Source organism: Streptomyces sp. C36 (assembly GCF_040932295.1).
GTDB lineage: Bacteria > Actinomycetota > Actinomycetes > Streptomycetales > Streptomycetaceae > Streptomyces > Streptomyces triculaminicus.
On the sequence record NZ_JBFQGI010000002.1, the window covers coordinates 416,304 to 435,683 of the forward strand.

The following is a 19,380-nucleotide window of genomic DNA, read 5'->3' on the forward strand; positions in this document are numbered from 1 at the left end:
TGCGGTTTCCACGCCCCGACCGGCTCCGACCGGGCGGGGCGTCGTGCTGTCCGGGGGCGCGCGACCTAGCGGCGCGCCGGGAGCAGACGGCCGGTGGGCCCGCTCGCGGTGACGCGGCCCGCTGCCAGGATGTGGACGGTGTCGGTGTAGGCGGCGACGAGGTCGAGCTCGTGGCTGACCAGGACGAGCGTCAGCCGGCGGGTGGCCCGCAGCCCGGTGAGGAGGTCCAGCACGGCCGTGGCGGTGCCGGGGTCGAGCGCGGAGGTCACCTCGTCGCACAGCAGGACGTCGGGGGCGCAGGCCAGGGCGCGGGCGATGGAGACGCGTTGGCGTTGCCCGCCGGAGAGCTCGTGGGGCCGGCGGCGGGCGACACCGGCGGGCAGGCCGACGTCGCCCAGGAGTTCCGCGACCCGTCCGGCGACGTCCGCCTTCGCCGTGGTCCGGTGCAGGCGGAGGGGCCGGGCGAGGGCGGCGCCGACGGTCCGGGCGGGGTTGAGCGTGCCGAGGGGGTTCTGCGGGACCAGTTGAACGCGGCGCCCGCCGCCGCGGCCGCGCTCGCGGGCCAGGGCGGGCAGCGGCCTGCCGTCGAGGGTGAGGGTGCCGGCGTCCGGCCGCCGCAGTCCGGCGAGAACGCGCAGCAGCGTGGTCTTGCCGGAGCCGGACGGGCCGACGACGCCGGCGGCGCTGCCGGGGGCCGCCGCGAAGTCGACTCCGGCCAGCGCCCGGTGCGCGTGCCCGCGCCGGGTGAACGTCACCTCGAGCCCGTGGGCGGCCAGCCCGGCCCCCGGCGCGGCACCGGGGCCGGACCCGGCGCGGTCCGGGCGGCCCGTGGGCACGGCCGGCCGGGGCGCCGGGCGCACGGCCGGGGTGAGCTCCACGACCTCGTCGGCGCAGCGGCCGACCAGGTCCGGGTCGTGGCAGGCGAGGACGACCGCCATGTCGCGGGTGGTGGCCAGGGACCGCAGGAGGTCGGCGATCTCGTCGCGCAGGGCCGTATCGAGCCCCGCCGTGGGTTCGTCGAGCAGGAGGACGTCGGGGCGGCGGGCCAGGGCACGGGCCAGGGCGACCCTGCGCTGCTGGCCGCCGGAGAGGGCGCCCGGGCGGCGGTCGATCAGCCCGTCGTCCAGGGGCAGGCGGCATTCGGCGAGCAGATTCCGTACGGCCCGCGGGGACGGGTCGGCGGCGGTCTCCGCGACGAGCCGGCGTACGCGCATGCGGGGGTCGAGGGCGGAGCCGGGGTCCTGGCCGACGTAGGCGACGCGGTGGCGGCGCAGGTGCCGCAGCCGGTCCGGGGGGAGGGCGAGGACGTCGTGGCCCAGGACGTCGATCCGTCCCGCCGCGACGTGGGCGCCGGCGGGCAGGTCGCCGACGAGGGCGCGCAGCAGCGTGGTCTTGCCGGAGCCGGAGGGGCCGGTGAGGGCCGTGATCCGGCCGCGCCGGAGGGCGATACGGGCCCCGGCGAGCAGCACCGGCCCGTCGGGCAGCCGGATCTCGAGGCCGGTGACGCTCACCACAGTGGGGGAGTTGTCGGTCATGGCCGGGGGAGGTCCCTTCGCCGGGGATGGGGTCGTCGGGTCCGTGCCGTCGCCCGTGCCGGGCGGGCGCCGGGGGTGAGGGCGTCGGCGGCGAGGTTGACGCTCACGGCCAGCAGGCCGATGGCGAGGCTGGGCGCGACGACGGCCCAGGGGTTGAGGAGGGCGCCGGGGGCGTTCTCGCGGATCATCAGGGCCCAGTCGGCGGCCGGGGGCCGGGGGCCGAGCTGGAGGAAGCCGGCCATGGAGATGACGTAGACGGCGGCGACGAAGCGCAGGCCGAACAGGGCCAGGACGGTGGCGCGCAGGTTGGGCAGGATCTCGCGCAGCGCCAGGTACCACAGCCGCTCCCCGCTCGCGGTGGCCGCCTCGACGAAGCCGGACGCGGCGAGGGGCGCCGCCGCGCCGGCGACGACGCGTACCGCGTACGGCACCCCGAGCGCGACGGCGGCGGCCATGACGGCGAGGCGTCCGCCGCCGGGCCAGGCCAGGGCGAGCAGCATCACGCCCAGCACCGGCGGCAGCAGCATGGCCCCGTCGGCGCCGCGCTCGACGAGCCGGCCCAGGGTGGGGGTGAGGACGGCGAAGCAGCCCAGCACGGCGGCCAGGGCGGTGACGGTGACGGCGACGGCCAGGGCGCCGCCGATGAGCGGGCCGCCGCCGTCGAGCATCCGGCTCAGTACGTCGCGGCCGAGCTGGTCGCCGCCGAGGGGGGCGCCGGGGCCGGGCGGGGAGTAGGGGGCGGTGACGGGCGTGTCGACGGGGTGCGGGGCGAGCAGCGGGCCGGTCAGGGCGAGCAGCGTCAGCAGGAGTGCGGGCGCCACCGCGAGGAGCACGCGGGCCGACGGGCGCCGGGGGCGGGGGACGGTGAAGGGGACGGCGCTCATGGGCGGGCTCCCAGGGCGCGGGCGCGGACGAGGTCGGCGCCCAGCAGGACGAGGCTGATGACGGCTCCGGTGCAGGCGACGACCCCGGCGATGACGGGGGTGTCGCGGTCGGCGACGGCTCCGGCCAGGACGGTGCCGAGGCCGGGGTAGTGGAAGAGGGTCTCCACGACGACCGCCCCGCCCAGCAGCATGCCGGTGGAGGTGGCGGCGCCGGTGGCGATGGCGGGCCAGGCGCCGGGCAGGGCGTGGCGCAGCAGGACGCGGCGGGCGGACAGGCCGTCCAGGTGGGCGGCCGTCACATGGGGGGCGTCGGCCTGGTCGGCCAGGGCGCCGCGGATGATCCGGGCGTTCCAGCCGATCTGGGGGACGGCGAGGGCCAGGACGGGCATGACCAGCATGGTCCAGGAGGCGGGGGAGCCGTCGGGGGCGGTGAGGGTGACGGCGGGCAGCAGGCCGGTCCACAGGGACAGGACGAGCAACAGGCCGACGGCGACCACGAATTCGGGCAGGGCCAGGGCGATGCCGGAGGCGAAGCCGATGATCCGGTCCACGGCGCCGCCGGGGCGGGTGGCCGCCCGGCAGCCCAGGGCGAGCGCGGTGGCGAGGGTGACGGCGAAGGCGGTGGCGCCGAGGAGCAGGGTGTTGGGGAAGGGGGCGGAGAGCAGGCCGGTGACGTCCTCCCCGCGCGCGGAGGTGCCCAGGTCGCCGGTGGGCAGTGCGGTCATCCAGTCCCCGAAGCGCTCCCAGGCGGGCCGGTCCAGGCCGAGCAGGTGGCGCCGGGCCGCGATGCCGGCCGCGCTCTCGCCGTGTTCGGAGGTGGCCGACGCCGCGTCGCCGGGGAGCAGTTCGACGGCGCAGAAGACGACGGCGAGCAGCACGCCCAGCATCAGGGCGCGCTGGGCGAGCGCCAGGGCGAGGCGGGCGGCGGCCGTCGCGGCGCGGCGCGGGGCCGAGGCCGGCACGGGTGGGGGTGCGGGTGCGGCCTCGGCCCGTCGTATCGGCGCCTGGCTCAACGCGCGAGCCAGACGTTCTCGAGCTGGACCCGTCCGTAGCCGGGCAGCCTGGGCATCGCGCGCACCGTGGGGCCGGCGAGGTCGATGCCGTCGGCCATGCCCCACAGCAGGTAGCCGGACTTCTCGTGCTCGATCCGCTGGAGCTCGCGCAGCGCGGTGGCGCGGGCCGTCCTGTCGGCGGTGCCGACGACCTTGCGGTACGTGTCGTCGAAGCGCGGCTCCGACCAGCCGGCCTCGTTCTGCCCGGCGCCGGTGACCATGGTCTTGGAGGCGAAGAACACCACGGAGTCGTTGGTGCCCCAGTAGTTGGTGTAGAGCTCGCCCTTGAGCCAGGTCCTGTCGTAGAAGGCGCCGGACTCCTGCTTGACGACCTTGACCTTGATGCCGGCCTCGCGGGCCTGGTGGGCGAAGAGGGTCGCGGACTCGGCCAGGCCGGGGACGTCCTCGGTGGTGACGAGCTCGTAGGTCCGGGAGAGGTCGAAGTCCGCCTCCCGGAGCAGCTCGCCGGCCCGCTCGAGGTCCCGCCGGCGCTGCGGGACGTCCTTGGCGTAGGCGGGGTCGCCGGTGCCCAGGATGTCGTTGGCGACGGTTCCGTAGCCGGAGAGGACCTGCTTGACCATGGCCTCGCGGTCGACGACGAGCTTCATGGCCTCGCGGACCCGGACGTCGGCGAAGGGCCCGTCGGCGGTGCGCATCACGATGGGCATGGCCATGTCGTCGGGGCGGCGTACGAGCTGGATGTCCTTGCGCGAGGCGGCGGTACGGGCCGCGACGGCGCCCACGTTGGAGGCGAGGTCGATCTGGCCGCCCAGAAGGGCGTTGGCCATGGCCTGGGGGTTCTCGAACATGGTGACCTCGACGGCGTCGAGGTGGACCCGCCCGCCGTACCAGGTGTCGTTGCGCAGCAGACGGGCGTTGCCGTCGCGGTACCAGTCGAGCCGGAACGGTCCCGCGCCGGGGGCCTTGGCGACCTCCTTGTCGGGGGTGTCCTTCTTGAGGACGAACGTGGACAGGCGGGTGAGCAGGGGCAGTTCGGCGTTGGCGGCGTCGGAGACCAGGACGACGGTGTCCCTGCCGTCGGCGGTGATGTTCTCCGCCCTGATGCCCGGGAGCCGGCCGGCTCCCGCGGGGGTGCCGCGCAGTCTGCGCAGCGACCAGACCACGTCGTCGGAGGTGACGGGGGAGCCGTCGTGGAAGGCGGCGCCCTTGGCGAGGGTGAAGCGCCAGGTCTTCAGGTCGTCGGAGGACTTCCAGCCGGAGGCGAGGCGGCCGACGGTGTTGTCCTTGGCGCCGGGTGCGGTGAGCGTGTCGTGGACGAGGGCGATGATGAGGTAGTCGCTCTCGTTGCCCTGAACTCCGTGCGGATCGCGGGTGGTCGCGGAGGCGCGGCCGAGCGCGCCGACGCGCAGCGTGCCGCCCTTGCGGGGCGTGCCGGCGGTGGAGTCCGCCGGTGAGGAGGCCGTGTTGGTGCCGCCGCCGCAGGCGGAGAGCAGCGCGGCCGCGCCGATGCTCCCCCCGGCGAGCAGTGCCTGACGCCTTGTCCGATTCACGTCGCCCTCGTTCCTGTGAAGTTGTCGTTACTTAGGGTTGGCTACCCTAAATCTTGTTCTGATCGCAACTATGTGTGCGCTATGAAGCGAAAGCCGAGGGCTCGTCAACCTCCGCTTCTCGCCCGCAAGTTGGGCGGAATCGGGTGAAGCTGACTACCTGTAAGTAAGGTTTGCCTTGCCTAAGTTCGGTGGTACGTTCCTCGTCGACCGCTGACGTGCACGCCGCGTTTCCGCCAGAGCTCCGCCCCGCCCAACGGAAACGGATGACCTTGCCATGAGCACGGGAGTTGCACCTGTCCGCCTGCTCGACGCCGCCTCGGCGGCCGAACTCCACCGCGTCGCCGCCCGCGTCCTCGCCGAATGCGGCCCCTCCGCCACGTCCCCCCGGCTCCTGCGCCGCGTCGCCGCGTCGGCGGCGGCCCTGCCGCAGGCGATCCGGCACCACCTGCGGCCCGTCGACACCGACGACGGCCTGTTCGTCCTGCGCGGCCTGGGCGTCGACGACGCCGGCCTGGGCCCCACGCCGGCGAGCTGGGCCACCGCCGGGGACGCCGGCGCCGTCCACGGCGTCGTGATGCTGCTGCTCGCCACCGCCATGGGCGACCCGCTCGCCTGGGAGGGCCAGCAGGACGGACGCTTCGTCCACGACATCGTCCCCTCGCCGGGTCACGAGAAGAAGCAGACCGGCGCCGGCAGCGACGTCCTGCTCAGCCCGCACACCGAGGACGCCTTCCACCCCGGCCGCGCCCATGTGCTGCTGCTCGGCTGCCTGCGCAACCCCGACCGCGTCGCCACCACCGCCGCGAGCGTCCGCAAGGCGCGGCTGGACGACGCCGACATCGCCCGCCTCTCGCGCGCCGAGTTGCCGATCCTCCCCGACGACGCCTACTTCACGGCCCGGGACTTCGACGGGCGGCCGCCGGAGGTCCCCGCCCTGTGGCGGTCCGCGGACGGCCTCACCCTGCGCTTCGACCCCGCCTACACCCCACTCGAGAACGCCACCCCCGCCTACCGGGCCGCGTACGGGCGGCTGGAGGCCGAACTCGCCCGCGTCTCCGTCGCGGTGAGCCTGTGCCCCGGCGAGGTCCTCGTCGTCGACAACGACCTCGTCGTACACGGCCGCGTCCCCTTCACGGCCCGCTACGACGGCACCGACCGCTGGCTCAAGCGCGCGTCCGTACGCGTCCCCGGGCGCGCCACCCGCCCGCCGGCCGAGGCCGCCGAGCACGGCTACGGCCAGGCCGTCCTCCAGGCCCGCGCCGCCTGATCATCCACCGGCACCCGAGGAGTCCGACATGACCGCGACCCACGCCGACCCCTGGATACCCGGCCCGTCCGACGACGACACGACCCTGCGCCTGCTGACCACCAGCGACCTCGCGGGCATCGACATCACCCTCGCCGACGTCGTCGCCACGGTCGAGGACGCCTACCGCACCCTGGCCGCCGGCCGGTCGGACAACCCGCGCAAACTCACCGTCGCACCGCCCGACGGCCACTCCGTCGCGTACGCGATGCTCGGCCGCGACGGCTCCCGCGACGTCGTCGCCGTCAAGACCTCGTACAAGCACGGCCTGCACAAGGGCCGCGAGGAGCAGCACTACTACACCTGCCTCACGCTCTACGACGACGTCACCGGCCTGCCCGTGGCGATGATGGACTGCGGCCGTGTCGGCTCCCTGCGCACCCCGGCCGTCTCCGCCCTGCTCGCCCGCGAGCTCGCCGCCCCCGGGGCGCGCGGCGCACTGGTCATCGGCACCGGCACCCAAGGACGGCTGGCCCTGCCGTTCCTGCTGACCACGCTGCCCGGCCTCGAGCGGCTGATGCTCTTCGGCACCCACCCCGACGGCATCGAGGCCGTCCGCACCCGGCTGCGGGCCCACTTCCCCGGGCGGGACGTCGAGGTCGTCACCGACGCACGGGCCGCGGCGGCGGAGGCCGACGTCGTCGTCGCCACCGCCGGCGCCCACACCCCCGCCGCCGTCGAGGCCGAGGACCTCGGGCCGGGCGCCCTGGCGATCCTGGTCGGCCACGGCCTGGCCCCCTCCGCCCTGCACCGGGCCGACCGCGTCGTGGCCACCAGCGAGGCCCAGATGAGGGTCACCGGCACCGACATGGCCGACGCCGACGGCGTGCTCCCCGCCGTCGACGCCGAGTTCCCCCCGGTCCTCGCCGGCACGGCGACCGGCCGCACCGCGCCGGGCCAGCGGATCTTCGCCTACAACAGCGGGCTGGTCGTCACCGACATCGCCCTCGGCCACCGCTTCGCCCGGCTCGCCGTCGAGCAGGGCCGGGGAACGCGGGTGCCGCTGTGGCGATGAACGGCGCCCCCCTCGCGCCCCCCGCCCTGCCCACCCTCCCCGCGCACCCGGACCCCGGCACGGACGCGATCCTCGACAGCGGCCTCCTCCACGAACTGGCCCACGCCTTCGGCGGGCCCTTCCACTTCCTGCTCCCGCGGCGCTTCGACGCCAACCTCGCCGCGTTCCGCGCCGCGCTGCGGGACGCCGGGGTGGACGGGCGCGTGTACTACGCGAAGAAGGCCAACAAGGCCGCCGCCTGGATCGAACGCTGCGCCGCCGCCGGCGCCGGGGTGGACGTCGCGAGCCTCGGCGAACTCCGCGAGGCCCTCGCCCACGGAGTACGCGGCGAGAACCTCGTGGTCACCGGCCCCGCCAAGCACGACGAACTGCTGCGCATCGCCGTACTCCAGGGCGCCCTGACCGCCGTCGACTCCCTCGGCGAACTCGACCGCGTCGTCGCCCTGGCCCGGGAAGTCCCGGCCCGCCCGGCCCGGCTGCTGCTGCGCCGGCTCCCCCCGCGGCAGCCGCACAGCCGCTTCGGCATGGACGGGCCCGAGCTCGAGGAGGCGCTGGCGCGGTGCGTACGGGCCGGCGACGCCGTCCGGACGGAGGGCTTCGGCTTCCACCTGTCCGGCTACGCCGTCCAGCCCCGCGCCGACCTCGCCGGACACCTCCTCGGCCTCTGCCGCAGGGCCCGCGCCCTGGGACTGCCCGCCGACAGGATCAGCATCGGCGGAGGCTTCGCCGTCGACTACGCGGCGGCCCGGGACTGGCACGCCTTCCTGGCGGCACAGCGCCCCGAGCACTACCACGCCCGCAAGGCGTTCCCGGCCGACGGCTTCTACCCGTACCACTCGCCCGTCGCCGGAGCCGACGCGCTCCGGGCCGTCCTGGCCGCCGTGCCCGAGGGCGGCCGGGACGACCTCGGCACCCGGCTGCGCCGGACCGGCACCCTCCTGCTGCTGGAGCCCGGCCGCGCGCTGCTGGACCGGGCCGGCGCGTCCGTCTTCCGCGTCCAGGGCGTCAAGGACCGCGACGGCTACGCCGTCGTCACCGTCGACGGGACCAGCCTGAGCCTGTCCGAGCAGTGGTTCGGCAGCGAGTTCCTCCCCGACCCCGTGCTGGTGACCCCCTCCGGCCGGGCCCGCGGCCCGGGCGTCCACCCCGCGTGCGTGGGCGGCGCGACCTGCCTGGAGCCGGACCTGCTCACCTGGCGCAAGATCCCCTTCCCCGCCCGCCCCTCGCCCGGCGACCTGCTGGTCTACCCCAACACGGCGGGATACCAGATGGACTCCAACGAGTCGCCGTTCCACGACCTGCCGCTGCCGCCCAAGGTCGTCCTCGACACCGTCGAAGGACGGCCGCGCTGGCGCCTGGACCGCCGCCCCGCCCGCTGAACTCCTCCCCGCCCGCCGACGCCCCTCACAGGAGCTCCTCCCATGAACGAGGCACCGACGCGCCCCGCCGTGGTCTCCCGGGTGTCCGACCTCATCGGATGCACCCCCCTCCTCGAGCTGTGCCGCACCGGGAACGGCAGCCGCCTGCTGCTGAAGCTGGAGATGTACAACCCCACCGGCACCGCCAAGATCCGCATGGCCCGCCAGATGATCCTCGACGCCGAGGCCCGCGGCGCGCTGCGCCCCGGCGGCCGCGTCATCGAGTCCACCTCCGGCAACACCGGACTCGGCCTCGCCGTCATCGCCGCCGAGCGCGGCTACGCCTTCACCGCCGTCGTCGACCGCCACGCCTGCCCGGACAAGCTGCGCGGCATGAAGGCGCTCGGCACCGAACTCGTCCATGTGGCCGACGACGGCACGGACGACCTCGCCACCGCGGCCCGCGAGGAACTCGCCGAGGAGATGGCCCGCGGCCAGGACAACACCGTCTTCACCGAGCAGCACAACAACCCCAGCAACGCCGTCGGCTACCACCCGCTCGCCCATGAGCTCCACCAGGCCCTGGGCGGCCGCATCGACGTCCTCATCGGCGCCGTCGGCACCGGCGGCGCCCTGTGCGGCACCACCCGCGCCCTGCGCGCACTCGTCCCCGGCGTACGGACCGTCGGCGTCGAGCCCAAGGGCTCCATCGCCTTCGGCGGCCCCGCCCACCCCTACCACCAGTCCGGCACCGGCACCCCCGAAGGCGCCCCGATCGGCGCCCTGGTCGACTTCGACCTGATCGACGAGGGCGTGAAGGTGGGCGACGTCGAGGCCTTCGCGACCGCCCGCGTCGTGGCCCGCACCGGCCTGCTCATCGGCGGATCCGCCGGCGGCGTGGTGTACGAGGCCCTGCACCGGTTGCCGTCCCTGCCGCCGGACACCACGATGGTCGCGCTCGTCAACGACGGCGGGGAGAAATACATGGACACCGTCTTCGACGACGAGTGGATGCACCGCCGGAACCTCGTCGACCCCGCCGTGGAGCGCGAGATCGACGAGACCCTGACCAAGCTCCGCGCGAAGTGACGCCCCCGATGCGGCCGACCACCCTCCTGCGCGACAGCCGTGCCCTCGCCGCCCTCGCCGTCCCGCTGGTGCTCACCCAGCTGGCCCAGGTGGCCCTGACCACCACCGACACGGTGATGATGGGCCTGCTGGGCACCCGGGACCTGGCGGCGGGCGGCCTGGCCCTCGTCCTCTTCAACCAGCTGCGCACCATGGGCGTGGGGCTGGTGACCGCCGTGGGCAACCGCGTCGCGGCCGCCGCCGCCCGGGCCGAGACCCCCGGCGGCGACACCGCCCGGACCCGCGAGGACGTCCGGGGAATCGTCCGCGCGAGCATGGCGGTGGCCACGCTCGCCGGCCTCGCCGGAGCCGCCCTGATGCTCCTCGTCGGCCAGGGACTCACCGGGCTCGGCCAGGAGGCGGCCGTCGCCGGCCGCGCCCGGACGATGCTGCTGGCGCTGGCCCCCGGCCTGCTGCCGTGCCTGTGGTTCCAGGCGATCCGTCAGTTCACCGTCGGCATGCGCCGTCCGCAGGCGCTCCTGCGCATCACCCTCGCCTCCGTCGCCGTCAACGCGGGCCTCGACTGGCTGCTCGTCCACGGCACCTGGGGCCTGCCCGAGCTGGGCCTTCCCGGCATCGGCGTGGCCACCTCCGCCGTCCACCTCCTGTCCTTCCTCGCCCTGTACGCGTCGGCGAAGCGGGACACCGTCCTCGCCCCGCTGCTGAGCCTCGAGACGCTCAAGGCCGACGGCGCCACCGTGCGCGAACTCCTGCGCCTGGGCGTCCCCATCGCCGCGACCTACGGCTCGGAGGCCGGATTCTTCTCGGTCACCGCCCTGATGGCCGGCTCCTTCGGCAGTGCCGCCCTGGCCGCCCACACCGCCGTCAACCAGCTCGTCTACATCGTCTTCCAGGTCGCCGTCGGCCTCTCCCACGCGGCCTCCGTCAACGTCAGCCGCGAACTCGCCCTCGGCCGCCCCGAGGCCGCCCGGCGCCTGAAGAACACCGCCCTCGCCTGCGGTGCCACCGTCATGGCCGCCGTCGCCGTCGTCTACCTCACCCTGCCCCACCTGGTGCTGCGCCCGTTCCTGGACGCGGGCGACGCGGGCGGCGACGACCGGGCCATGACGATCGCGACCGGGCTGCTGCCGGTCGTCGCCGTGCTGCAGTTCTTCGACTGCGCCCAGAACATCGGCGTCGGCCTCCTGCGCGGCCTCGACGACACCAGGAGCGGCTTCCGCATCACCCTCGTCGGCTACTGGGCCGTAGGACTGCCCGCCGCATGGCTCCTCGCGTACCCGGCGGACCTGCGGACCCTCGGCGTCTGGCTCGGCCTCCTCGCCGGCCTCGCCACCACCGCCGTCCTCCTCCTGCGCCGCTACGGCACGGGCCTGCGCGCCCGCGTCCGCGCCATGGACCGGGAGGCCGTCGCCACCGCGCGACCGGCGGGCTCGCGTACGGAATAGTGGGCCGCGCCGCCTCGTTACCGGTAACGTCCCCGAGCCACACTGGACGACCGAGACAACCGGAAGCGGGTAGGCGCTGATGAGCAGCAGCACGGTGGAGCTGACCAAGGACAACTTCGACGAGGTCGTGTCGGGCAGCGGGTTCGTGCTCATCGACTTCTGGGCGGAGTGGTGCGGGCCGTGCCGGCAGTTCGGGCCCGTGTTCGAGCGGGCGGCGCAGAAGCACGACGACCTGGTGTTCGCCAAGGTCGACACCGAGTCCCAGCCGGAGCTCGCGGCGGCCTTCGAGATCACCTCGATCCCCATGCTGATGATCGTGCGGGACAACATCGCCGTCTACGCCCAGCCCGGCGCGCTGCCCGAGCCCGCGCTGGAGGACGTCATCCGGCAGGCCCGCGCGCTCGACATGGACGAGGTCAAGGCCTCCGTGGTGCAGGCGCAGGAGAAGGCCCAGGGCGAGGCGCAGGCGCCGGGCACCGATGCGTGAGCTGCTGCTGATCCGGCACGGCGAGACCGAGTGGAGCCGCGACGGCCGGCACACCAGCTACAGCGACCTGGCGCTGACCGAGCGCGGTGAACGCGAGGCGGAGGCGCTGCGGCCGTGGCTGGCGGAGCGGGACATCGCCGAGGTCCTCGTCAGCCCCATGGCCCGCGCCGCGCGAACGGCCGAGCTGGCCGGCCTGAAGAACCCCGAGACCGTGGACGACCTGCACGAATGGGACTACGGCGGGTACGAGGGCATCACCACCGCCGAGATCCGGCGCGAGCGGCCCGGCTGGTTCCTCTTCGAGGACGGGGTGGCGCCCGGCCCGCCGGGGCACCCCGGGGAGAGCCCCGCCCAGGTGGGCGAGCGCGCGGACCGGGTGCTCGCGAGCATCGGGCCCCGGCTGGGGGAGGACGGTGGAGGCGACATCGTCCTGGTCGCCCACGCCCACTTCCTGCGGGTGCTGACGGCTCGTAGGCTCGGGCTTCCGCCGTCGGCCGGGGCGCTGTTCCGGCTCGACACCGGGACCGTCAGCCGGATCGGCACCGAGCACGGCAGGCCCGCGCTGGTCGCTTGGAACGGGCGTGTCGGAGCCGGGGGCCGGTAGGCGGGCGCAGGATGATCGGGACGTTGTCCCGATGGTGTGATGACCGTTCGTCGTGGGATCTTTCGTGGGAGGAAACAGCGTGGCCACCAATCGCATCGCGACCACCGTCTGGGAGGGCGAGCTGCTCAAGGGCAGCGGCGTCGTCTCCTTCGACTCGTCCGGCATCGGCGAGCAGCCCGTCTCCTGGCCCTCCCGTGCCGAGCAGGCGAACGGCAAGACCAGCCCCGAGGAGCTCATCGCCGCCGCGCACTCCAGCTGCTTCTCGATGGCCCTCTCTCACGGCCTGACCGGCGCCGGCACCCCGCCCACCCGGCTGGAGACCAAGGCCGAGGTGACGTTCCAGCCCGGCGAGGGCATCACCGGCATCCACCTCACCGTCCGTGGCACGGTGCCCGGCCTGGACGAGGAGGGCTTCGTCGCGGCCGCCGAGGACGCCAAGAAGAACTGCCCGGTCAGCCAGGCGCTCACCGGTACGACGATCACGCTGGACGCCGGGCTCGCCTGAGCCCGGCACGGCGTTCCGGGCGGGGGCCGGCGGCCCTCAGGGCCTCAGCGTCGCGTAGACGATCAGGTTCTCCGCCCGGTCCCCGTCGCCGGCGTGGTGCTCGCCCGCGCAGGTGACCAGGCGCAGCGCCCTCTCCTTCGTCTCCCCGTAGACCCTGCGGTCCGGGAAGGCGCCCCTGGCGGCCTTCTCGGTGCCGGTCACCGCGAAGTGCAGCACCTGGCCGTCCCCGCGCCGGATGTCGATGACGCTGCCCTCGCCGACCTTGTCCAGGTCGTGGAAGACGGCCTTGCCGCCGTGTACGTCGCTGTGGCCCACGATGACGGCGGCGCCCGGGGCGCCGGGCTGGGCGCTGCCGGTGTACCAGCCGGCGGTCATGCCCTTCTCCGGCGGCGGAACCCGCACGGCACCGTCCTCGCCCCGGGTCAGCCGGATCAGCGGGCTGTCCACGCCGATGGACGGGATGGACACCCGCGACGGCTCCTCGGCCCGGGCGGGCCCGCCGATGGGCTTGTCGGTCCCGCCGCCCGGCGCGCAGGCGGCCAGCAGCGCGGCCGCCACGGCCGACAGCAGGCCGAGGACGGGCAGGAGGGTTCGACGGGACGCACGGGACATGGCCTCCAACCTAGGGACCGGCCCCGCGCCCCCGCCTCGGCCGATCGGCCAGTTCGCCTCCCCCTGTGGTGCGAGACGGCCTCGCGGCCGGGCGGCCGTGGCGCCCTACGGGACCAGCCGCTGGAAGAGCCCCCAGGTGAACTCGGCCACGTACCCGCCGCGCGCCCCGGTGGCGTCGGGGGCCGTGAAGGCCAGCCGCCAGCGGGTGGGGGCCGTGCCCTCCATGGGGCGGGCCGGTGCGAAGGCCCGCGCGACCTCGTCCACCGTGCACGACCAGGGCAGCAGCTCCTCGACCGTCCGCGGCACGGCGGCGGGCGCGCCGGGGGCGCGGACCAGCCACTCGTTCCAGACCGCCCCGCCGGGCGCGGCCAGCACCTCGAAGCGCAGGTCCGGCCAGAGCGGCACCGGCCAGGTCGTCGCCTCGAAGGCGAGGTCGCCCACCCGGCGCTCGCCGACGGTCTCGGGCGGGCCGAGGACGGAGCGGTAGCGCGTTCCCGCGCCACGGCGGCGCGGGGAGTGCAGCATGGCCTGCCAGCGGCGGTTGGCCTCGCGTATCTCGGCGCGTCCCACGCCCAGTTCGCGCAGGGCGTCCTCGACCAGGCCGGGCTGGTGGTCGGCCATCCGGCGCAGCAGGACGAGCTGGAACTCCAGCGGGCCGAAGGCGGGGGTGCCGCCGGGTACGGGGTCGTGCTCCGGTCTCATGCGGGCCATCGTCGCGCACCCGGGCGTCCCGGCGCGCGACCGACCGGAGATCCGCCGGGAGTTGTGCCGCCGGCCGCGGCGTGCCGGGCGAAGCCCTTCCTTCGCGCAAGCTTTACCTCCCGGCAGTCCTGAGCAGGCCCGGAGGCCGCCCACGCCGTGGTCGCGGCCGGTACGGTCTGGGCCATGACGGAAATCGACGCCCAGCGCACCGCACTCGTCCTCGTCGATCTCATGGAACGCGTCGTGGCGCTGCCGCTCGCTCCGCGATCGGGAGACGAAGTGGCCGCCGCGGCGGCGGAGTTGGCGCGCGCCTTCCGCAAGGCGGGCGCGCCGGTCGTGCTGGTACGGGTGGAGCGGCCCGGCCTCGCCGAGCAGCCGCCCGGCAGCGGACTGCTCGCGGGGCTGGCCGAGCCGGGCGACATCGAGATCGTCAAGCGGTCCGTGGGCGCGTTCCACGGCACGGAGCTCGACGCGCGGCTGCGGGAGCGCGAGGTGCGCACGCTCGTCCTGGCCGGCATCGCGACCAATCTCGGCGTGGAGTCGACGGCCCGGGCCGCCGTCGACCACGGCTACGAGGTGGTCTTCGTGGAGGACGCCATGAGCGCCCTGACGGCCGAGGAGCACCGTGCCTCGGTGGCGCTGGACATGCCGCGCCTGGGGACCGTGGTGACGGCCGGCGCGCTGGTCCTGCCGGAGTAGATCAGCCGGAGTGGATCAGGGGGTCTCGCCCAGCATCCGCCGCAGCAGGTCGCGCAGCGTCGTGCGCTCCTCGGTGGAGAGCCCGGCCAGCGGCTCGCGGGCGAAGTTCAGCGACGCGCGCAGCCGGCCGGCGGTCTCCCGGCCGTCCTCGGTGGCGGCGGCGAGCTTGACGCGGCGGTCGTCCGGGTCGGGGCGGCGCTCGACCAGGCCGCGGCCCTCCAGCCGGTCGACGATCCCCGTGACGTTCGACGGCTCGCACTTGAGTTTCTGGGCGATGCGCCGCATGGGCATCGGCTCGCGCGAGAGCAGGGCGAGGACGCGCGCCTGGGCGCCGGTGAGGGAGTGCTTGGCGGCGGCCTCCTCGTATTCCTCGTGGTAGCGCGCCACGACCGTGCCGACCAGTTCGACCACCTCGAGGGTCAGGGCGTCGGTGTGCGGCGTGGTCCGCGGCGTCTGAGGAGTCATACGGAACAGGCTACTCGCTTGCTTGACAATGTGAAATATCGAGGCGCATGGTTGTTTCAGTTCATGAAGCATTAGGAAGGGTTGGTTCCATGTCCGTCTCAGCCGCCGCCACCCCCGCCACCAGCCGTGAGTGGCACCTGGTCGCCCGCCCGCAGGGCTGGCCCAAGCCCGAGGACTTCGCCCTGCGCGAGGCCCCGGTCCTCCAGCCGGGCGAGGGGCAGCTCCTGGTCCGCAACACCCACATGTCGGTCGACCCGTACATGCGCGGACGGATGAACGACGTCAAGTCCTACATTCCCCCCTTCCGGCTCGACCGGCCCATGGACGGCGGCGCGGTCGGCGAGGTCGTCGCCTCCGGCGTGGAGGGCTTCGCGCCCGGCGACCACGTACTGCACGGGCTCGGGTGGCGCGAGTACGCCCTGGTCGAGGCCCGGCACGCCGTGAAGGTCGACCCCGAGGCCGCCCCGCTGTCCGCCTACCTCGGCGTGCTGGGCATGCCCGGCATGACCGCCTACGCGGGCCTGGTCGACGTGGCCTCCTTCAAGGAGGGCGACGCCGTCTTCGTCTCCGGTGCCGCCGGTGCCGTCGGCAGCCAGGTCGGCCAGATCGCCCGGCTGAAGGGCGCCTCGCGCGTCATCGGCAGCGCGGGCTCGGACGAGAAGGTGCGCCTGCTCGTCGAGGAGTACGGCTTCGACGCCGCCTTCAACTACAAGAACGGCCCCGTCCTCGAGCAGCTGAAGAAGGCCGCCCCCGACGGCATCGACGTCTACTTCGAGAACGTCGGCGGCGAGCACCTCGAGGCCGCGATCTCGGTCCTGAACCCGCACGGCCGGATCGCCCTGTGCGGCCTGATCTCGCAGTACAACGCGACCGAGCCGGTCCCGGGCCCGAACAACTTCGCCCTCGTCCTCGGCAAGCGGCTGCGCATCCAGGGCATGATCGTCAACGACCACGAGGCGCTGCGCCCGCGGTTCGTCGAGGAGGTCGGCGGCTGGCTGCGCTCCGGCGAGCTGAAGTACCGCGAGACGGTCGTGCACGGCGTCGACAACGCGGTGGACGCCTTCCTGGGCCTGCTGCGCGGCGAGAACACCGGCAAGATGATCGTCAGCTTCGGCGACTGAGCGACCCCGGGACGGTCTCGCGACCGTCCCGGGACGCGGGCGCGACGATCACCTTCCGCCGAGCCGCTACGCTTTCCCGCCATGCGAGATCTTGTTGCGGGCATGACGTACCTGGCCCAGGGCCAGCGCTGGGTGGGGCGTAACCGCCGGCAGTGGGGGTTCGGGCTGCTGCCCGGGCTGATCACGCTGGTCGGCTACGCGACGGCGGCCGTCGTGCTCGCCTTCTGGGCGGACGACTTCGTCGCCTGGGCCACGCCCTTCGCCGACGACTGGGGCTCGCCCTGGGTCGGGCTCTTCCGCGGCGCCCTGATGACGGTGTTCTTCGGGGCCGTGCTGATGCTGTCGACGATCACGTTCACCGCCGTGACCCTGCTGGTCGGACAGCCCTTCTACGAGGCGCTGTCCGAGCGGGTCGACCTGGCCGAGGGCGGCAGCGCCGCCGAGTCCGGGCTGCCGCTGTGGCGGGAGCTGTGGATCTCGGCCCGCGAGAGCCTCGCCGTGCTCGTGCGGGTCGCCGTGTGGGGCGTACTGCTGTTCGCGCTCGGCTTCGTGCCCGTCATCGGGCAGACCGTCATTCCCGTCCTCGGCTTCCTGGTCTCCGGGTTCTTCCTCGCGGAGGAGCTCACCGCCGTCGCGCTGCAGCGGCGCGGGGTGCCGCTGCGGGAGCGGCTGCGGCTGCTGCGCTCGCGCAAGCTGCTGACGCTGGGCTTCGGGGTGCCGCTGGCGCTGCTGTTCCTGGTGCCGTTCGTGGCCGTCTTCGTGATGCCGGGCGCGGTGGCCGGGGCCACGCTGCTGGTGCGGAACCTGATGGGGGAGGAGACGCCCGAGCCGGCCGGGGAGCCGGAGCAGGGCGTTCCGCAGCCCCCCGCCCACTGGTAGGGGCCGGCTACACCTCGGCCGTCACCAGCGCCGCCCCCTCCTCCGGACCTTCGGCCACGGCGCTTCCGTCCGGCCCCCAGACCCCGCTGCCGCCACAGGTGTCGTACGGGCCGCAGGGCCCCACGTGGTTGGCCAGCAGGACGTGCAGGCCGTGGTCCTTCGCCAACGCCGGGAAGATCTCCCGGCGTTCGGCCTGTCCGGGGCCCCTGCCGTACAGGGAGCTCGCCAGCAGCACCCGGCAGCCGTCCGCCGCCGCGCGGGCGGCCACGTCCGGGAAGTGGGCGTCGTAGCAGATGGCGAGGCCGAAGGACACGCCGTCCAGGGTGAACCGCCCGTCCGCCGTGCCCGCCGCGAAGCCGGCCGCCAGCTCGTTCGGCGTCAGGTGCACCTTGTCGTAACGGGTCAGCGGCGCGCCGTCCGGGCCGTACACGAACGAGGAGATCGAGGGCCCGTCCGGCAGCCGGCCCGCGCAGTTCACCACCGCCGCGACGCCCGCCGCCCGGCAGGCCTCGCGGAGCGGGGCGAGCCGGGCGTCGTCCGGGGCCATGGTCAGCCGGTCGGGGTCGGCGGCCGTCGCCTCGAGCTCGTAGCCGGTGACGGCCAGTTCGGCGAAGACGACGAGTGCCGCGCCCCGCCCGCCGGCCTCGGCGACGAGCGAGGCCATGGCCTCGACGTTGGCCGCGATGCCGAGCGGGCGGGTGGGGAACTGCGCTGTTGCGATGATCATCAGGTCATGATGGCCGGTCGGCGCCGCCCATCGCCACCGCCAGCACCGACCGGATCTGCGCGGTGATCGCCAGCCGGTCGCGTACGAACGCCGGGTCGGTGACCCGCCCGGTCGCGGGGTCGGTGTTGCCGGCGCCGAAGTTGAGCACGGGCGTGTGCAGGTGGCCGCCCGGCACGCGCAGCCGCACCGCGTCGCGCAGCAGGGTCGCGCGGTAGGCGATCTCGTTGGAGAGGTAGTCGCCCCCGCCGCCCGCGCGGGCCGTCGAGCCCGGCGTCGGACCGTCCGCCCGGTCCACCTCCTCCGTGCCGCCCGCCGGGATCTCGGTGACGGCGGTGTTGTCGTGCACCGGGAAGGGGCCGGTGTGCGCGGCCGTGATCGCGGCGTACGGCAGCGAGGTCGTCGTCCACTGCGGCTGCGGGGTCACCGTGGGCACCCCCGGCGGCACGGGCACGGTCTCCGTACGGGAGACGTTCGCGTTGTCGGGGTAGCCGCCACGCCAGGCGCCGTTGGTGCGCTCGACGTCGAAGCGGCCGGGCCGGCCCTGGCTGATGGTCGTGAACAGGTCCACCCGACGGGGCCCCGGCCGGAAGTGGGGCAGCAGGGTGCGCTCGACGGTGCCGTCGGCGAAGTCGGCCCAGCGCACCGGGAAGACGACCGCCTCCACGCGTGCCGGGCCCGCGGGAGTGTCGACGACGGTGCCGTCCAGCGCGAGCGCCGCCGCGCCCGAGGGGTTGGAGCGGCGGGCGTCGGAGTCGAGCTGGAACGGGTCGAAGCCGGTGATCAGCACGCGCTTGACCTTCGTCCCCGCCGGCAGCTCGATGGAGTCCTGGCCGCGCGAGGAGCGCTCCACCGCGGCCAGCAGGGCGGCGCGGCCCCGCTCGTCGAGGGCGAACGCCGGCCGCCACTCGCGCAGCGCGCGCGTCATGCCCAGCCTCGCCCAGTACAGCGGTCGGTCGTCGTCCCTGCTCAGGTCCCCGCCGTCCGGACCCCGGCCCTGCGCGCGGTCCACGGCGCGCCGCCACAGCCGCCGCCCCTCCGCCGTCGCCAGCCGCTCGGCCCGCGCGAGGTCCGACGTGCCGGCCAGGGCGCGGGCGAAGCCGGGCGCCACGTCGTCGAAGCCGCTGCGCCGCAGGATCTCCTGCGGCACGGCGCCGGTGAGCCGCTGTTCCTCGACCGTGAGGGCGGGGGCGGCGGGAGTGGCGGGAGTGGCGCCGGCCGGGGTGGGCAGGGCGAGCGGGAGGCAGGCGAGGAGGACGGCGCCCAGGGCGCCCAGCGGGACGGTCCGGACCCGCCGCCGGGTTATCTCTGTGGGTCTCATGAGACGGAAGGAAATCACCGGGCCGCGATCGGCGGTAGAGGGCTGCCAACTCTCTTCGTAGAGAGG

Annotated in this window: 20 protein-coding genes; 11 read left to right on the forward strand and 9 right to left on the reverse strand. The window is 74.8% G+C overall.

Annotated elements, in window-relative coordinates; translation table 11 throughout:
* Positions 1–65 precede the first annotated feature (65 nt).
* From AB4K12_RS07425 to AB4K12_RS07440, 4 genes are read right to left on the reverse strand one after another with little or no spacing between them, the layout of a single operon-like run.
* Positions 66–1,535, reverse strand: coding sequence for an ABC transporter ATP-binding protein (locus AB4K12_RS07425; protein ID WP_368433442.1), 1,470 nt, complete (start codon positions 1,533–1,535; stop codon positions 66–68).
* Positions 1,532–2,419 (reverse strand): ABC transporter permease, encoded by an 888-nt coding sequence (locus AB4K12_RS07430; protein WP_368433443.1) that lies wholly within the window; start codon positions 2,417–2,419, stop codon positions 1,532–1,534. Before AB4K12_RS07430 ends, AB4K12_RS07425 begins: the two co-directional genes overlap by 4 nt.
* On the reverse strand, positions 2,416–3,432 hold the full coding sequence (locus AB4K12_RS07435; protein WP_368433444.1) for an ABC transporter permease: 1,017 nt from the start codon (positions 3,430–3,432) through the stop codon (positions 2,416–2,418). The genes AB4K12_RS07430 and AB4K12_RS07435 overlap by 4 nt, the downstream gene beginning before the upstream one ends.
* Positions 3,429–4,982 (reverse strand): ABC transporter substrate-binding protein, encoded by a 1,554-nt coding sequence (locus AB4K12_RS07440; protein WP_368433445.1) that lies wholly within the window; start codon positions 4,980–4,982, stop codon positions 3,429–3,431. Before AB4K12_RS07440 ends, AB4K12_RS07435 begins: the two co-directional genes overlap by 4 nt.
* A 274-nt stretch (positions 4,983–5,256) precedes the next feature.
* Between AB4K12_RS07440 and AB4K12_RS07445 the strand changes: the two genes are divergently transcribed.
* The 8 genes from AB4K12_RS07445 (at position 5,257) to AB4K12_RS07480 (ending at position 12,791) form a co-directional block, all read left to right on the forward strand.
* Positions 5,257–6,249, forward strand: a complete 993-nt coding sequence (locus tag AB4K12_RS07445) for a TauD/TfdA family dioxygenase (RefSeq protein WP_368433446.1) — start codon at positions 5,257–5,259, stop codon at positions 6,247–6,249.
* A gap of 28 nt (positions 6,250–6,277) precedes the next feature.
* Positions 6,278–7,303, forward strand: coding sequence for an ornithine cyclodeaminase family protein (locus AB4K12_RS07450; protein WP_368433447.1), 1,026 nt, complete (start codon positions 6,278–6,280; stop codon positions 7,301–7,303).
* Positions 7,300–8,682 (forward strand): Y4yA family PLP-dependent enzyme, encoded by a 1,383-nt coding sequence (locus tag AB4K12_RS07455; RefSeq protein WP_368433448.1) that lies wholly within the window; start codon positions 7,300–7,302, stop codon positions 8,680–8,682. The genes AB4K12_RS07450 and AB4K12_RS07455 overlap by 4 nt, the downstream gene beginning before the upstream one ends.
* Positions 8,683–8,724: 42 nt before the next feature.
* Positions 8,725–9,750, forward strand: a complete 1,026-nt coding sequence (locus AB4K12_RS07460) for a cysteine synthase family protein (RefSeq protein WP_368433449.1) — start codon at positions 8,725–8,727, stop codon at positions 9,748–9,750.
* A gap of 8 nt (positions 9,751–9,758) precedes the next feature.
* Entirely contained in the window at positions 9,759–11,195 is a 1,437-nt protein-coding gene (locus AB4K12_RS07465; protein ID WP_368433450.1) for an MATE family efflux transporter, read from the forward strand.
* A 79-nt stretch (positions 11,196–11,274) separates the two neighbouring features.
* Positions 11,275–11,682: a thioredoxin family protein gene (locus tag AB4K12_RS07470; protein ID WP_368433451.1), complete on the forward strand. Its 408-nt coding sequence runs from the start codon at positions 11,275–11,277 to the stop codon at positions 11,680–11,682.
* Complete coding sequence (locus AB4K12_RS07475) at positions 11,675–12,286, forward strand: histidine phosphatase family protein (protein ID WP_368433452.1); 612 nt, start codon at positions 11,675–11,677, stop codon at positions 12,284–12,286. The genes AB4K12_RS07470 and AB4K12_RS07475 overlap by 8 nt, the downstream gene beginning before the upstream one ends.
* A 79-nt stretch (positions 12,287–12,365) precedes the next feature.
* A complete protein-coding gene (locus tag AB4K12_RS07480; protein WP_368433453.1) occupies positions 12,366–12,791 on the forward strand; it encodes an OsmC family protein in 426 nt (141 codons plus the stop codon).
* A 36-nt stretch (positions 12,792–12,827) separates the two neighbouring features.
* Here the strand turns inward: AB4K12_RS07480 and AB4K12_RS07485 are convergent, their stop codons facing one another.
* The gene (locus tag AB4K12_RS07485; RefSeq protein WP_368433454.1) at positions 12,828–13,403 is read right to left on the reverse strand and encodes a class F sortase; all 576 of its coding nucleotides are present in this window, start codon (positions 13,401–13,403) and stop codon (positions 12,828–12,830) included.
* A gap of 105 nt (positions 13,404–13,508) precedes the next feature.
* Positions 13,509–14,105, reverse strand: a complete 597-nt coding sequence (locus tag AB4K12_RS07490) for a hypothetical protein (RefSeq protein ID WP_368433455.1) — start codon at positions 14,103–14,105, stop codon at positions 13,509–13,511.
* Positions 14,106–14,288: 183 nt separating this feature from the next.
* On the opposite strand from AB4K12_RS07490, the gene AB4K12_RS07495 reads away from it, so the two are divergent.
* Positions 14,289–14,804: an isochorismatase family protein gene (locus AB4K12_RS07495; protein ID WP_368433456.1), complete on the forward strand. Its 516-nt coding sequence runs from the start codon at positions 14,289–14,291 to the stop codon at positions 14,802–14,804.
* Positions 14,805–14,819: 15 nt separating this feature from the next.
* Here the strand turns inward: AB4K12_RS07495 and AB4K12_RS07500 are convergent, their stop codons facing one another.
* Positions 14,820–15,269, reverse strand: a complete 450-nt coding sequence (locus AB4K12_RS07500; protein ID WP_368433457.1) for a MarR family winged helix-turn-helix transcriptional regulator — start codon at positions 15,267–15,269, stop codon at positions 14,820–14,822.
* Positions 15,270–15,358: 89 nt separating this feature from the next.
* On the opposite strand from AB4K12_RS07500, the gene AB4K12_RS07505 reads away from it, so the two are divergent.
* Both AB4K12_RS07505 and AB4K12_RS07510 read left to right on the forward strand, forming a co-directional pair.
* A complete protein-coding gene (locus tag AB4K12_RS07505) occupies positions 15,359–16,390 on the forward strand; it encodes an NADP-dependent oxidoreductase (protein ID WP_368433458.1) in 1,032 nt (343 codons plus the stop codon).
* Positions 16,391–16,471: 81 nt separating this feature from the next.
* Positions 16,472–17,269 (forward strand): EI24 domain-containing protein, encoded by a 798-nt coding sequence (locus AB4K12_RS07510; protein ID WP_368433459.1) that lies wholly within the window; start codon positions 16,472–16,474, stop codon positions 17,267–17,269.
* A gap of 7 nt (positions 17,270–17,276) precedes the next feature.
* Here the strand turns inward: AB4K12_RS07510 and AB4K12_RS07515 are convergent, their stop codons facing one another.
* Both AB4K12_RS07515 and AB4K12_RS07520 read right to left on the reverse strand, forming a co-directional pair.
* Entirely contained in the window at positions 17,277–17,996 is a 720-nt protein-coding gene (locus AB4K12_RS07515; protein ID WP_368433460.1) for a carbon-nitrogen hydrolase family protein, read from the reverse strand.
* Between the two features lie 4 nt (positions 17,997–18,000).
* Complete coding sequence (locus AB4K12_RS07520) at positions 18,001–19,314, reverse strand: pyroglutamyl peptidase (protein ID WP_368433461.1); 1,314 nt, start codon at positions 19,312–19,314, stop codon at positions 18,001–18,003.
* Between the last annotated feature and the right edge of the window lie 66 nt (positions 19,315–19,380).

Coding starts and splice junctions, on each gene's coding strand:
- AB4K12_RS07495 (WP_368433456.1), top strand. CDS start 14,289: ATGACGGAAATCGACGCCCAGCGCACCGCACTCGTCCTCGTCGATCTC.
- AB4K12_RS07475 (WP_368433452.1), top strand. CDS start 11,675: ATGCGTGAGCTGCTGCTGATCCGGCACGGCGAGACCGAGTGGAGCCGC.
- AB4K12_RS07425 (WP_368433442.1), bottom strand. CDS start 1,535: ATGACCGACAACTCCCCCACTGTGGTGAGCGTCACCGGCCTCGAGATC.
- AB4K12_RS07510 (WP_368433459.1), top strand. CDS start 16,472: ATGCGAGATCTTGTTGCGGGCATGACGTACCTGGCCCAGGGCCAGCGC.
- AB4K12_RS07520 (WP_368433461.1), bottom strand. CDS start 19,314: ATGAGACCCACAGAGATAACCCGGCGGCGGGTCCGGACCGTCCCGCTG.
- AB4K12_RS07455 (WP_368433448.1), top strand. CDS start 7,300: ATGAACGGCGCCCCCCTCGCGCCCCCCGCCCTGCCCACCCTCCCCGCG.
- AB4K12_RS07515 (WP_368433460.1), bottom strand. CDS start 17,996: ATGATCATCGCAACAGCGCAGTTCCCCACCCGCCCGCTCGGCATCGCG.
- AB4K12_RS07445 (WP_368433446.1), top strand. CDS start 5,257: ATGAGCACGGGAGTTGCACCTGTCCGCCTGCTCGACGCCGCCTCGGCG.
- AB4K12_RS07490 (WP_368433455.1), bottom strand. CDS start 14,105: ATGAGACCGGAGCACGACCCCGTACCCGGCGGCACCCCCGCCTTCGGC.
- AB4K12_RS07500 (WP_368433457.1), bottom strand. CDS start 15,269: ATGACTCCTCAGACGCCGCGGACCACGCCGCACACCGACGCCCTGACC.
- AB4K12_RS07465 (WP_368433450.1), top strand. CDS start 9,759: ATGCGGCCGACCACCCTCCTGCGCGACAGCCGTGCCCTCGCCGCCCTC.
- AB4K12_RS07460 (WP_368433449.1), top strand. CDS start 8,725: ATGAACGAGGCACCGACGCGCCCCGCCGTGGTCTCCCGGGTGTCCGAC.
- AB4K12_RS07505 (WP_368433458.1), top strand. CDS start 15,359: ATGTCCGTCTCAGCCGCCGCCACCCCCGCCACCAGCCGTGAGTGGCAC.
- AB4K12_RS07430 (WP_368433443.1), bottom strand. CDS start 2,419: ATGAGCGCCGTCCCCTTCACCGTCCCCCGCCCCCGGCGCCCGTCGGCC.
- AB4K12_RS07485 (WP_368433454.1), bottom strand. CDS start 13,403: ATGTCCCGTGCGTCCCGTCGAACCCTCCTGCCCGTCCTCGGCCTGCTG.
- AB4K12_RS07470 (WP_368433451.1), top strand. CDS start 11,275: ATGAGCAGCAGCACGGTGGAGCTGACCAAGGACAACTTCGACGAGGTC.
- AB4K12_RS07450 (WP_368433447.1), top strand. CDS start 6,278: ATGACCGCGACCCACGCCGACCCCTGGATACCCGGCCCGTCCGACGAC.